This is a genomic window from Ruegeria sp. A4 (genome assembly GCF_056543025.1).
Genome location: NZ_JBQGAW010000003.1, coordinates 277,505 through 289,950, shown reverse-complemented (window position 1 = coordinate 289,950; position 12,446 = coordinate 277,505). Strand labels below are relative to the sequence as shown.

Sequence of the window (12,446 nt, the reverse complement as noted above, 5' to 3'; positions counted from 1 at the left end):
TCCGTGGTCAGAAAAATCGCGGACGTGTCTCCTCATCAAACCTGGCCATCCGGCTTGGGATGGCAACGTCTTTGGACACAAATTCTGCAAGCCCGCCTTTTCCGACACGCTGACAGGCATCGGTATTGCCAGTGCAGTATTGCACGCCACTGGCTGGCGTTTCCTAAGCTCCCGGTGCCGGGCACCGGGAGCTGAGACGTCAAAAACAGCGGACAACCGTCCTTGATTCAGTACGGAGCCTCAACATCATTCATCGAGACATAGACGGTTTTCATTTCCGAGAAATGGTTGACCGCCAGTTTCGAGTTCTCGCGCCCGACACCGGACATCTTCGATCCACCAAACGGCGCTTCGACCGGGGCAAGGTTGTAGGTGTTGATATAGCAAGTGCCAGCTTCGAATCCGGCCACGATTCGATGCGCCCGGGTCAGATCATTCGTGAAGACACCTGCGGCCAGACCGAACTCGGTGTCATTGGCGCGGGCCATCACCTCTTCCTCGGTCTCGAAATCCAGCACCGACATGACGGGGCCAAAGATTTCTTCGCGCGCGATGGTCATGTTGTCCGTGACGTCAGCAAAAACCGTGGGTTGCACAAAATAGCCGTCTCTTTCGATCCGTTCACCGCCATAAACCAATCTTGCGCCTTCGGCTTTGCCCTTTTCGATATAGCCTAGGGTGATGTTCATCTGGTTCTCGCTGACCATCGGGCCAAAGCTGACGTCCTCGTCCATTGGATCGCCGATTTTCGCGTGCGCCAGACGTTCCGACAGGCGTTTCAGGAATGCCTCTTTGATACCTTTCTGAACGAAGACGCGGGTGCCGTTGGAACAAACCTGGCCCGAAGAGTAGAAATTGCCCAGGATCGCACCTGAAACAGCGTTTTCGATGTCGGCGTCGTCAAAGACGATCATCGGGGATTTGCCGCCAAGTTCCATGGTCACATGCTTCATGCCATCCGCCGCAGCAGCATAGACCTTGCGGCCCGTCGGCACAGAACCTGTCAAAGAGACCTTGGCCACGCGCGGATCAGAGACCAGCGAAGCACCGACATCACCGTACCCCTGGATCACGTTGTAGACGCCCTTGGGCGCGCCGGCCTCGACAAGAATTTCGGCGACTTTCAATGCCGAAAGGGGCGTGGTTTCCGAAGGTTTGAATACCATCGTGTTACCGCAGGCAAGTGCAGGGGCACCTTTCCAGCAGGCGATCTGCGTGGGGTAATTCCAGGCGCCGATCCCGACGCAAACGCCCAGCGCCTCGCGGATGGTATAGACGAAATCACCCCCGCCCAGCGGAATATGCTCGCCAGTCAGAGAGGCGGCCAATCCACCAAAATACTCCAGCGCATCGGCCCCCGAGGTGGCATCGGCCACGGTGGTTTCCTGAATCGGTTTGCCGGTATCATGGGTTTCCAGAACGGACAGGTCGTAATTGCGTTCGCGCATGATATCAGAGGCGCGGCGCAGGATGCGGCCACGTTCCGTCCCGGACAGGGCCGCCCATGCTGCCTGAGCGTTTTTTGCACTGTTTAGAGCCTGTTCTACGATCGCCGGCGTCGCCGAATGCAACCGTGCAATCACTTCGCCTGTAGCGGGATAGATCACTTCGATGGCCGCGCCGTTTGTATCTTCGACATATTCGCCGTCAATGAAATGGCTGGCCCGGGGCTGAAACTTCATACCGTGTCCTTTTCTTTCGCACCCGTCAGGACGGGACAAATGGTCAGTCGAAAATCGGCCTATCGGTTATTGATTGACCAGTCAATAAAATCATCAAAGGGGCGGTTTCACGCCTGCCAAACCCCGCAAACCTTGAAATTTTTGGTTAATGTTCTATTTATGTTCTACACAGTCAGAGGACAAACCGATGGCCCAGCAAACACGCCCCACCGCCCTGAACGGGCCGAACAACGACTATCACCTGCTTCCGGTGACCGATCGGCAGATGCGGTATGCGCGTGCGATTGCCGAGAAGTCAGCCCTTGAGATTCCGGTTGAGGCACAGCGCGACCGGCGGCTTTTGTCTGACTGGATTTCTGCCCACAAACCACGCGGGACCTCGCAATTCGACAATTACCCGACGGGAAAACAAGTCGCGTTTGCCGAGCGGATTTCACGCAGCAAGCGCCGCCCGATCCCATCCGAGTGTTTCCGCGACAAGAAAATGATGTCGCGCTGGATCGATCACAACAAATAGCCCTTAATTAGGGTCTGTCCGGATTGTGGTTGCGGGCGTAAAGCGAAACTGCTGCGGCAACAAACATCCCCAGCAGGATATAGCCTGTTACGGCTTCGGACACGGCGAGCCCACGGCACAGACCGGTCGGAGACATGTCGCCATACCCGACTGTGGTAAAGGTAACATAGGAAAAATACAGGATATCCCCCGGACCCTGCGCACCGATGACACAGTGGTCGTTATACCCAAAGGCCCCGTAAACTGCGGCGAACAGGAATGGAACGACCTGTATGAACGAAACACCCATCAGAAACAAAAGCCTGCGGGGCGATTTCACCTGTGTCATGTAATACCAGGACTGTGACACCAGCCATATCAATAGCCCGATCGAGGCGACTGTGCCAATCGTGTCACCCGCAGCCGCCTCGCTCAGGCGGGACAGGCCGTACCAGGCCAGGAAGCTGGCAAGGACCAGCCCCAGTGCCGCAATCAGGGTCGATTTCCATTCGTCCAATGTCGTGGGTTTGCGGTGCATGAACGACCCCTCAATCCGGTTTTTGGGCAATCATCCGACCTAAAGGCAACGCCCGCAACCCGAATTCAATCCTGCCGCAAATGCGCCTCACCCCGTTCCCGAGCCAGCAGGATCTGCTTTTGCCGCTCGCGAAAGCGCATCTTGTCAGCATCGGACGTCTCATCGATGCATTGATGGCATGAAACGCCATGCTCGTATTCCGGGCGCTTCATATCCTCGGGCAGGATAGGACGCCGGCAGCCATGACAGAGCTTGTGCGGCCCTTCAACAAGCCCGTGACCAACCGAAACGCGATTGTCGAACACAAAGCATTCACCCTGCCAGGAACTGTCTTCGGCGGGGATTTCCTCAAGATATCGCAGGATACCACCTTTGAGGTGATAGACATCCTCGACCCCCTGCCCCAACAGGTAGTTGGTGGATTTCTCGCAACGGATACCGCCGGTGCAGAACATGGCGACCCGCTTGTTGTGAAAGCGGTCCTTGTTCTGTTCCCACCATGCCGGGAAATCGCGGAAACTGGCTGTTTCAGGGTCTATTGCGCCTTCAAACGTCCCGATTGCCACTTCGTAATCGTTTCGCGTGTCGATCAGCACCACATCATCAGAACGGATCAGGTCATTCCACTCCTGCGGGTCGACATAGTTGCCGACACGGGCGCGCGGGTCCACGTCGGGCTGGCCCATGGTCACGATCTCTTTCTTCAGCCGCACCTTCATCTTGCCGAAAGGCGGGTGGTCCGAGGTCGCTTCTTTCCACTCCAGATCAGCGCAACCGGGCAGGGATCGGATTTGTTTCAGCACGGCGTCAATTCCGGCCCGCGGGCCGGCGATCGTGCCGTTGATCCCTTCCTGGGCAAGCAGCAGCGTACCTGTGACAGACTGCGCGCGGCACAGGTCCAGCAAGGGGTCGCGCAACGCGGCCGGGTCCGCGAAACGTGTAAAGTGATAGAGGGCAGCGATTGTGTACATACGCGCGATCTACCTTTGCAGACCCAGAGTCGCAAGGGATTGCATTGACGCCCCGCGCGCCGCCGCCTACCGATAGAGCGTAAAAGGAGGCCGCCATGACCCATGCCCTGCTCGTGATCGATGTCCAGAACGACTTCTGCCCAGGTGGGGCACTGGCCGTGGCAGAAGGGGACGAGATCGTCGCACCGATAAACGCCATGATGGATGAATTCGATGCCGTGATCCTGACTCAGGACTGGCATCCGGCGGGGCATTCTTCGTTTGCCAGTTCTCACGATGGCAAAAACCCGTTTGACCTGGTCGAAATGCCCTATGGCCAACAGGTTCTGTGGCCCGACCACTGCGTGCAGGGCACGCGCGGCGCCGGTTTTCATCCCGACTTGCGCACGGATGGCGACCTGATCCTTCGCAAGGGGTTCCGCAGTGCCATCGACAGCTATTCCGCATTCTTCGAGAATGACCACCAGACACCGACAGGCCTGAAAGGCTATTTGGATACACGCGGCATCGACCGTTTGACCCTTGTGGGATTGGCCACCGATTACTGCGTGCGTTATTCCGCGGTAGATGCCGCCAGGTTGGGTTTCGATGTCACGGTCCGCATGGGCGCGTGCCGCGCGATTGATATGGACGGTTCGCTGGCAGCCGCCGAACAGGCGATGCGGGATGCCGGCGTCGTATTGACCTAAGGTGTGGCGCCTGCGGCGGCCAGAAGCTTGATCATCACGAACAGAACAACCGCCAGACCCAGCGCGAACCCGATGCGCCCCGGTATCGTGCGACGTTCCGGGTTGGTCTGATTTGGCGGAGGTGACGGAACGCGCATCGGTCGGCTGCGCACGATCCCAGCCATGGGTTGCGCGGTTCGCACATAATGCAGGAAATCCCACACGTTGAAATCGCCGCAATATTCACCCTGAATTCCACGCGTCCTGATGTTGTCAAACAGCGACCGCAGAATTCGCACCCGATCCGCATGATCCTCGGCCGGAAAAACACCTGGCACGATGCCGCTGTTGCGCGACTCGAGGCTGAACCCGGCATCCATGAAAATCTTGCGGATTTTCGGCGATGTTCCACGCAACGCGTCCGCGGCTCTGATATCGCGGAAAACCGCACATACCTGGCGTTCCGTATCAGAGGCAGACCCCAGCTTTTCGGGGTCCAGATCTTCCAGCGCTACGTTAACAATATCAAAATCGTACTCGATACCCATTCACAAACTCAGTTTCGACTTTCCATCCCCTCTTCTCACTAACCGGTAAAAACAATGCACAATATGCCGGCTTTGTGACGTCAAACTGGCATTGTCAACAAATCAGTGACTCTTGCTATTTCCAGAGTCGATTGATCTAACTACGGAAATCGCAGGAGTTCCCCATGGTCGACATCGCGACCCGCGTCTACAATCACAAATGGAAGATTGACCCGATTGTACGGTCTTTGATCGATACTGATTTCTACAAACTGCTGATGTGCCAGTCAGTGTTTCGAAACAAGCCTCAAACAGATGTCGTTTTTTCGTTGATCAACCGGTCGAATCACGTACCTCTGGCGCGTTTGATCGATGAGGGAGAGCTGCGGGAACAGCTGGATCACATCCGCTCTCTCAGCCTCAGCCGCGGGGAAAGCACCTGGCTGCGCGGCAACATGTTCTATGGAAAACGGCAGATGTTCCGCTCGGACTTCATGGAGTGGTTCGAGAATTCGCGCCTGCCGCCCTATCATCTTGAACGCAAAGGCGACCAATATGAACTGACCTTTGAAGGCAAATGGCACGAGGTCATGCTGTGGGAAATCCCCGCGCTGGCGGTGTTGATGGAGCTGCGCTCGCGCGCGGTTCTGAACGACATGCGCCGGTTCGAATTGCAGGTACTGTACGCCCGCGCGATGACCCGGGTTTGGGAAAAGATCGAAAAGTTGAGCTCGATAAACGGGCTTGGGATCGCGGATTTCGGCACCAGACGGCGGCATTCCTTCCTTTGGCAGGATTGGTGCGTGCAGGCGATGATCGAAGGGCTGGGCGCATCCTTTACCGGAACTTCAAACTGCCTGATCGCCATGCGACGCGAGGTCGAGGCGATCGGCACCAATGCGCATGAACTGCCCATGGTCTATTCCGCGCTGGCCGATACGGATGACGCGTTGGCGCAGGCGCCTTATGACGTGCTCAGCGACTGGCATGACGAACATGACGGCAACCTCCGCATCATCCTGCCCGACACCTATGGCACCAAGGGGTTTCTGGACAATGCTCCTGACTGGCTGGCGGGATGGACCGGCATTCGCATCGACAGCGGAGACCCGGCAGCAGCGGCCGAGGTCGCAATAGACTGGTGGAATGCACGCGGCGAAGACCCGACAGGGAAACGGATCATTTTCTCTGACGGTCTGGATGTCGAGAAAATTCAGGAATTGCACGCCCAGTTCGCGGGCCGCGCCAATATTTCCTTCGGTTGGGGAACCTTGCTGACCAACGATTTTCGCGGACTCGTCCCCAATGACGCGCTGGCACCGTTCTCATTGGTTTGCAAAGCGGTATCCGCCAATGGCCGCCCGACGGTGAAACTGTCGGACAACCCGGAAAAGGCGATGGGTCCGAAAGACCAGATCGAACGCTACAAGCGGGTGTTCGGTGTCGGTGCGCAAGAAGCCATAAAGGTTGTGGTTTAGCCCCTAAAACTCTTTAGCAAAAAAAAGTCTATCGTGTGCTAAAATACCCAAATAGCTACTAATATTTGGAGTACGAAGATGGCAGGCATTGAGAATCCCGTTTCACTTGAAACTGCATTGATCGAGCGTGACGAACTTGGGCTGCATACAGTTGCTGCGTACTTGATCAGCCGAGCGTCAGCACTGACTACCCCGAAGGATGCCTTCGAATATACTTTGCCAGAAGAGGACACTGCTGAACTTGGCTTCAGAGATGTTGCAACCTTTCAACAATTGGACGGACGAGTGCCCCTGCCTTCTGTACCTGGTCCAGACGAGGATTCCGCCAATGAACAAGCCGTTTCCGCGCCAATCAGCTACTACGATCAGCTAGCGGAGTTTATCGAGCGCGCCGAAGAGTCAGGTACAGTTCCAGACGTTCTGACTGCAGTCAAATATGGTCTTTCTGCCCCAAGCGACATTGTCAGAGTGGCGGCACTCAGTTCAGGTATGAAATTATTTCAGCTGCCTTCGTTGACCCCGTTGACTCGGTTCGAGTGGTTTGCACAGAGGTTCGACAACCTGTCAGATTTGACACGCGAAGTTTACTCAACTCTCTTTCTAAGCCTCGGATCAGAGCCGTCCGCGCTGCCGATGAGGTTTCCGCAGCCGCCTGAGCCGGGCATCAGGGACGATATTGGACTCACACTTGTCCACGGTACTCATTTTGACATCAACTCAGATCCAGATTGGTATTATCCCGGAACCGGAGACCTTCACACGTATATTGCGCCACATCGCAGCGACATTTTCTCTGGAGCTGACTTCTTCGAATGGGAGGGGCGTTGGTCGGATCGTGGTCGTGATATTGCAGCAAAAAATTTTTCGACATGGGTACGGTACCAAGGTCTTGAAGGTTGCGATGTCGTCACTCACAGCCATGGGGGTAATGTCGTCATGAAAGCTGCAGAATCTGGCTTGAAACTGCGCCGGGTCCTGTTTCTGAGCTGCCCGGTGCATTGGGACAAGTACAACCTACTACATGGAAACATCACCCAAGCTTACGCGGCGCGAGTCAGGTTTGACTTCGTCGTATTAGCTGATTGGGGCGCGCAGAAGTTCCCGAGCTCTGCAAACTTGGTGGAACAACGGCGAGTCGGAAGCTTTTTTGGCAGCCACTCGGACACACGCAAGTCAGAAACCTGGCAAAGTGACCAGATTGAGAACATGCTGACTTGAAAGACCTTAAAATGTTATCCGTGAAACGCGGCAACTGTCTTCAACTGTGAAAAGCCGTACAAAGCTTCGAACCCTTTTTCGCGGCCATGGCCGGATTTTCCCACCCCGCCAAACGGCAGTTCAACACCACCGCCTGCACCGTAGTTGTTGATGAAAACCTGACCCGAGTGCAGCGCTTTCGCCAACCGCATCTGCCGCGCGCCATCCCGCGTCCAGACGCTGGCGACCAGGCCGTACTCTGTACTATTCGCTATGGTCAGAGCCTGTTCTTCGGTGTCGAACGGGATCAGAACCTGGACGGGGCCGAAAATTTCGTCCTGTGCCAACTGATGATCTGGCGGCACGTCTGCGAACAAAGTGGGCCGGACATAGGCTCCGGTCTCTGGCGCGTCTTCGACAATCTGTCCCTGCGCAGCGATCGTCAGGTCAGTGGCGGTTTTCAGAAAGCCCCTGACAATCTGTCTCTGCCGGTCCGAGATCAACGGCCCAACCCGCAGATCCTGCATCGCCGGGCCGACGGTCAGTTCTTCATAGGCCTTGGACATGCGCGATCTGACCTGCTCATAAACGCCCCGCTGCACCAGGATCCGGGACGAGGCCGAACAAGTCTGGCCCGCATTTTGGATACCCGCATTCACCAGAAACGGCAGCGCCGCATCCAGATCGGCGTCGTCGAAAACCAATTGCGGGGATTTCCCGCCCAGTTCCAGCGTCACGGGCACCACGTTGCGACCCGCCGCCTGCTGCACAAGGGCCCCTGTGGCAACAGAACCAGTGAACGAGATGTGGTTTACACCCGAATGTCCGGACAGCGCCGCACCCGCCTCGGCCCCCAGACCGGGCACGACGTTCAATGCTCCGGCTGGCAGACCGGCCTGTTGCGCAAGATGGGCAAAGGCCAGCGCGGTCAGACAGGCCTCTTCCGCCGGTTTCAGAACACAGGCGTTGCCCATGGCCAACGCCGCCCCGACCGAACGCCCGATAATCTGCATCGGATAGTTCCACGGCACGATATGGCCCGTCACCCCATGCGGTTCGCGCAGGGTATAGACGGTGTAGCCATCGAGATAGGGGATGGTCTCACCCATCACCTTGTCGGCCGTGCCGCCATAGAACTCGCAATAGCGCGCCAGGGCGACCGCGTCTGCCCGGGCCTGTGTCAGCGGTTTGCCGACATCCATCGCCTCAAGCCGCGCCAGGTCGTCCACCCGTTCCAGCACCAGTTGGCCCAGCCGGGTCAGGATGCGGCCGCGTTCCAACGCCGTCTTTCGCCCCCAATCACCATTAAACGCAGACCGGGCGGCTTGTACCGCCGCGTCGATATCCGCCTCGGACCCTCGGGCGATCCGGCAGATCTCGGTCCCGTCCGAAGGGTTGATCAAGGGCAGGCTGTCGCCCGCAGCCGCCTGGCTCCAACGCCCGCCGATCAGGCACAAGGTGGGATCAAACCAAATCTTCTGGGTCATTTTGGGCCTCCATTCAGGCTCTAACAAGGAACTTTATGCCATCAGTGGCCTTATCCCGGGCAACCGGGGCGCAGCGGCAATCAGGGTTTGCGTATAGGGATGTTGCGGATTTTCGAACACCTGCTTGGTCTGACCCTGTTCGACGATCCGCCCGGACTGCATCACAAGCACACGGTCGGTGATCGTGCGCACAACGCTCAGGTCATGGCTGATGAACAGATAGGTCAGGTCATAGGCGTCACACAGTTCAGCGAGCAGATCGAGGATCTGAGCACGGACCGAAACGTCAAGCGCCGAAACCGCCTCGTCGAACAGGATCAGATCGGGCCGGATGATCAGGGCGCGCGCAATGGCGATCCGTTGCCGTTGCCCGCCCGAGAATTCGTGGATGTACTTGCCCGCGTCGTCGGGGCTGAGGCCGACGGCCGTCAGTATTTCCGAGATCCGATCCTGTCGATCTGATCCGGTGGGCGGGGTGTCCAGCAGGTGGAAAGGCTCGGTGATCAGGCGCGCGACGCGGTGGCGGGGGTTGAAGCTGCCATATGGGTCCTGAAACACAACCTGCATCCTCCGACGCACGGCAAGGTTGGGTTTGTGACCGGTGAATACCGGCTGACCACCCAGCCGGATTTGACCGGACTGAACCTCCTCCAAGCCCAAAATTGCCCGTGTCAGGGTCGATTTTCCGCATCCGGATTCCCCGACCAGCCCCAACCGCTCGCCTCGGTTGAGGCAGAAGCTGACACCATCCACCGCCCGGTGATGGCGCGGCGCGACCAACAGGCCTTTTCGGGGCAATCGGTAGTCCCGGACAACCTGGGTTACCTCCAGCAACGTGTGCGGTTGCGCGGGTTCCGGCAAAGTGACCTGATGGCCAGACGCCTCGAACAGCATTCGGGTATAAGGGTGTTGCATGTGACGCAGCAGGTGCTGTGTGGCCCCGCTTTCAACCACTTCTCCGTGGCGCATGACGATGATCTGGTCGGCCATATCAGAGACAACGGCCAGATCATGGGTGATCATCAGCAGCCCCATGTCGTATTCGCGCACCAACCCCTGGAGCAGGTCGAGAATCTGCGCCTGTGTCGTGACGTCCAGCGCTGTCGTCGGCTCGTCCGCGATCAGCAGCCTGGGGCGCAGAGCGATGGCCATGGCAATGACCACGCGTTGCCGTTGCCCGCCGGACAGTTCGTGCGGATAGCGGGAAAGGGGGAACCGATCAGGTGGCAGGCCGACGCGGGTCAGCACCTCTTTGGCGCGTGTTCGGGCCTGGGTCGGGGGCATCGCCTTGTGGATCAGGATCGTCTCCATCACCTGATCACCGATGGTTTTCACCGGATTGAGCGCTGTCATCGGTTCCTGAAACACCATCCCCACGGACGCGCCGCGCAAGGCGCACAAATCGGGCTCTGACCGTGTCAACAGATCCTGACCGTCCAGCCAGATCGCACCTTCCGTGCTGGCCCCATGCGGCAGCAGTTGCATCACCGCCAATGCGGTCATCGATTTGCCCGAGCCGCTTTCACCCGTCACCGCCACGATCTGGCCGGGGGCGATGGAAAGGCTGACCTGTTTCAGGATCGGTATCCCATGGATCGTCAGCGACAGGTTTTCAATCTGCAACAAACTCATGCCCGCGCCACCCTGATCCGGGGATCCAGCCAGTCCCGCATTCCGTCACCCAACAGGTTCAGACCCAGCACCGTGACGATGATCGACAGACCCGGAATCAGAGCCAAATGCGGGGCAAAACTGACCATCGTCTGCGCGTCTGCCAGCATCCGGCCCCAGCTGGGCGTTGGAGGTTGAGCGCCCAGACCGACATATGATAGGCCCGCTTCGGCCAGAATGCCAAGGCTGAACTGGATGGTCCCCTGCACGATCAGCAGATTGGCCACGTTGGGCAGAATATGTTCAGCCGATATCCGCGCGGCCCCTTTGCCCGACACACGGGCGGCGAGGATGAACTCTCTCTCCCAAAGCGACAAAGCAGCCCCGCGGGTGATACGGGCAAAGACGGGGATGTTGAAAATACCGATCGCAACAATGGCGTTGATCGCTCCGGCTCCATAGACGGCCGTGATCAGGATGGCGATCACCAGCGAAGGGAAAGCGAAGACCAGATCGTTGCCACGCATGATGACCTCATCCAGCCATGAACCTTTGCGCGCGGCCGCTGCCAGGCCAAGAGGAACGCCAAGTGCCATGCCGATGCCGACGGCCACCAGCGCCACCGCAATTGACGTACGCGCACCGACCATGATCATCGAGAACATGTCGCGGCCGAAATGATCGGTCCCAAACCAATGCTGCCCGTTTGGTGGCTGCAATTTATTGGGAATATCCAGCGCGGCATGGTCGTAGGGGGTCCAGATGAACGAGACCAACGCGGCCAGAACTACCAGCGACGACAACAAGGCCCCAACGATCAGGTTCCGGTTCATGTCCTGCTCCTCAGTCGTGGGTCCACGGCCGCATAAGCAAGATCGACAAGGAAATTGACCGTTATCACGGCAAAGACCAGCAACATCACGACCGATTCCACGACGATGAGGTCTCGGGCAGAAATGGCCTGAAACACCAGCCGCCCGAGGCCCGGCAGATAGAACACCTGTTCGATGATGATCGATCCCGCCAGCAGAAAGGAAAACTGCAAGCCGATGATGGTCAGCACCGGAATCAGCGCATTTCGCACCCCATGCCGCCAAAGGGCCTGACGACGGGACAGACCCTTGGCCCGAGCCGTACGCATGAAATCCTCACCCAGAATGTCCAGCAAGGCCGACCGCATGACGCGCGCCAGAATCGCCGCCTGTGGCAAGGCAAGAGCCACGGCAGGCAGGGTCAGGGAATGCAGGCCGACCCACAGACCATCGTTCCAACCGGCAAACCCGCCCGCATTGAACCAGCGCAGATTGATGGCGAAGATCAGCACAAGCATCATCGCGAACCAGAAGTTCGGGACTGCGATGCCAAGCTGCGTCGCCCCCATCACTGCAAGGTCCCCCGGTTTGCCCCGACGCGCAGCGGCATAGATTCCGGCGGGAAAGGCGATCAACGTGGACAGTGTCAGCGCGTAAAGCGCCAGGGGTAACGAAACCCACAGCCGGTCAGCGATCATCTGCGCCACTGGTGTGCGATAGGTGTATGACGTGCCAAAATCGCCCACCAGCATGCCGCCAACCCAGTGGAAATAGCGCTGTATCTTTGACCCATCCAGGCCCAGCTCGGCCCGCAGCGCCGCCAGCGTGTCCTCCTGCGCGTTGACGCCCAGCATGAACGAGGCCGGATCACCCGGGGCAACCTCGATTACGGCGAAGATGACCACCGAGGCGACGGCCAGGCTGACAAGCAAGGAAATCAGTCGTTTGAGGACGTAGCGGAGCATTGGCACCACGTTAG

At 58.1% G+C, this 12,446-nt stretch carries 12 protein-coding genes; 4 read left to right on the top strand and 8 right to left on the bottom strand.

All coding sequences use genetic code 11. The features are described 5' to 3' along the window. Positions 1-227: 227 nt before the first annotated feature. On the bottom strand, positions 228-1,682 hold the full coding sequence (gene betB / locus ACR0E2_RS12750) for a betaine-aldehyde dehydrogenase (RefSeq protein WP_480446658.1): 1,455 nt from the start codon (positions 1,680-1,682) through the stop codon (positions 228-230). A 187-nt stretch (positions 1,683-1,869) separates the two neighbouring features. On the opposite strand from betB, the gene ACR0E2_RS12745 reads away from it, so the two are divergent. Then, entirely contained in the window at positions 1,870-2,199 is a 330-nt protein-coding gene (locus ACR0E2_RS12745; RefSeq protein ID WP_171117096.1) for a hypothetical protein, read from the top strand. A 7-nt stretch (positions 2,200-2,206) separates the two neighbouring features. On the opposite strand, the gene ACR0E2_RS12740 is transcribed toward ACR0E2_RS12745, so the two are convergent. Both ACR0E2_RS12740 and trhO read right to left on the bottom strand, forming a co-directional pair. Next, a complete protein-coding gene (locus tag ACR0E2_RS12740; RefSeq protein ID WP_152459433.1) occupies positions 2,207-2,716 on the bottom strand; it encodes a potassium channel family protein in 510 nt (169 codons plus the stop codon). 65 nt (positions 2,717-2,781) lie between these two features. Next, positions 2,782-3,687 (bottom strand): oxygen-dependent tRNA uridine(34) hydroxylase TrhO, encoded by a 906-nt coding sequence (gene trhO / locus ACR0E2_RS12735; protein ID WP_480446657.1) that lies wholly within the window; start codon positions 3,685-3,687, stop codon positions 2,782-2,784. A gap of 95 nt (positions 3,688-3,782) precedes the next feature. On the opposite strand from trhO, the gene pncA reads away from it, so the two are divergent. After that, positions 3,783-4,376 (top strand): bifunctional nicotinamidase/pyrazinamidase, encoded by a 594-nt coding sequence (pncA, locus tag ACR0E2_RS12730; protein WP_480446656.1) that lies wholly within the window; start codon positions 3,783-3,785, stop codon positions 4,374-4,376. Here the strand turns inward: pncA and ACR0E2_RS12725 are convergent. Then, positions 4,373-4,903: a hypothetical protein gene (locus ACR0E2_RS12725; RefSeq protein ID WP_480446655.1), complete on the bottom strand. Its 531-nt coding sequence runs from the start codon at positions 4,901-4,903 to the stop codon at positions 4,373-4,375. The two genes, pncA and ACR0E2_RS12725, sit on opposite strands and share 4 nt — an antisense overlap. 164 nt (positions 4,904-5,067) lie before the next feature. Between ACR0E2_RS12725 and pncB the strand changes: the two genes are divergently transcribed. Together pncB and ACR0E2_RS12715 are read left to right on the top strand one after the other, a co-directional pair. After that, on the top strand, positions 5,068-6,360 hold the full coding sequence (gene pncB, locus ACR0E2_RS12720; protein WP_480446654.1) for a nicotinate phosphoribosyltransferase: 1,293 nt from the start codon (positions 5,068-5,070) through the stop codon (positions 6,358-6,360). Between the two features lie 78 nt (positions 6,361-6,438). After that, the gene (locus ACR0E2_RS12715; RefSeq protein WP_480446653.1) at positions 6,439-7,578 is read left to right on the top strand and encodes a hypothetical protein; all 1,140 of its coding nucleotides are present in this window, start codon (positions 6,439-6,441) and stop codon (positions 7,576-7,578) included. 14 nt (positions 7,579-7,592) lie between these two features. On the opposite strand, the gene ACR0E2_RS12710 is transcribed toward ACR0E2_RS12715, so the two are convergent. Genes ACR0E2_RS12710 through ACR0E2_RS12695 form a run of 4 tightly spaced genes read right to left on the bottom strand, consistent with a single transcriptional unit; the run spans position 7,593 to position 12,432 of the window. Beyond that, positions 7,593-9,044 (bottom strand): aldehyde dehydrogenase family protein, encoded by a 1,452-nt coding sequence (locus ACR0E2_RS12710; RefSeq protein WP_480446652.1) that lies wholly within the window; start codon positions 9,042-9,044, stop codon positions 7,593-7,595. 33 nt (positions 9,045-9,077) lie between these two features. After that, complete coding sequence (locus tag ACR0E2_RS12705; protein WP_480446651.1) at positions 9,078-10,676, bottom strand: ABC transporter ATP-binding protein; 1,599 nt, start codon at positions 10,674-10,676, stop codon at positions 9,078-9,080. Further along, entirely contained in the window at positions 10,673-11,488 is an 816-nt protein-coding gene (locus tag ACR0E2_RS12700) for an ABC transporter permease (protein ID WP_480446650.1), read from the bottom strand. Before ACR0E2_RS12700 ends, ACR0E2_RS12705 begins: the two co-directional genes overlap by 4 nt. Then, positions 11,485-12,432, bottom strand: a complete 948-nt coding sequence (locus ACR0E2_RS12695) for an ABC transporter permease (protein ID WP_480446649.1) — start codon at positions 12,430-12,432, stop codon at positions 11,485-11,487. The genes ACR0E2_RS12700 and ACR0E2_RS12695 overlap by 4 nt, the downstream gene beginning before the upstream one ends. Between the last annotated feature and the right edge of the window lie 14 nt (positions 12,433-12,446).

What these genes read in the sequence shown, in the direction of transcription:
- betB (WP_480446658.1), bottom strand. Translation starts at nt 1,682, where the DNA reads ATGAAGTTTCAGCCCCGGGCCAGCCATTTCATTGACGGCGAATATGTC.
- ACR0E2_RS12715 (WP_480446653.1), top strand. Translation starts at nt 6,439, where the DNA reads ATGGCAGGCATTGAGAATCCCGTTTCACTTGAAACTGCATTGATCGAG.
- pncB (WP_480446654.1), top strand. Translation starts at nt 5,068, where the DNA reads ATGGTCGACATCGCGACCCGCGTCTACAATCACAAATGGAAGATTGAC.
- ACR0E2_RS12710 (WP_480446652.1), bottom strand. Translation starts at nt 9,044, where the DNA reads ATGACCCAGAAGATTTGGTTTGATCCCACCTTGTGCCTGATCGGCGGG.
- ACR0E2_RS12705 (WP_480446651.1), bottom strand. Translation starts at nt 10,676, where the DNA reads ATGAGTTTGTTGCAGATTGAAAACCTGTCGCTGACGATCCATGGGATA.
- ACR0E2_RS12695 (WP_480446649.1), bottom strand. Translation starts at nt 12,432, where the DNA reads ATGCTCCGCTACGTCCTCAAACGACTGATTTCCTTGCTTGTCAGCCTG.
- ACR0E2_RS12700 (WP_480446650.1), bottom strand. Translation starts at nt 11,488, where the DNA reads ATGAACCGGAACCTGATCGTTGGGGCCTTGTTGTCGTCGCTGGTAGTT.
- ACR0E2_RS12725 (WP_480446655.1), bottom strand. Translation starts at nt 4,903, where the DNA reads ATGGGTATCGAGTACGATTTTGATATTGTTAACGTAGCGCTGGAAGAT.
- ACR0E2_RS12740 (WP_152459433.1), bottom strand. Translation starts at nt 2,716, where the DNA reads ATGCACCGCAAACCCACGACATTGGACGAATGGAAATCGACCCTGATT.
- trhO (WP_480446657.1), bottom strand. Translation starts at nt 3,687, where the DNA reads ATGTACACAATCGCTGCCCTCTATCACTTTACACGTTTCGCGGACCCG.
- pncA (WP_480446656.1), top strand. Translation starts at nt 3,783, where the DNA reads ATGACCCATGCCCTGCTCGTGATCGATGTCCAGAACGACTTCTGCCCA.
- ACR0E2_RS12745 (WP_171117096.1), top strand. Translation starts at nt 1,870, where the DNA reads ATGGCCCAGCAAACACGCCCCACCGCCCTGAACGGGCCGAACAACGAC.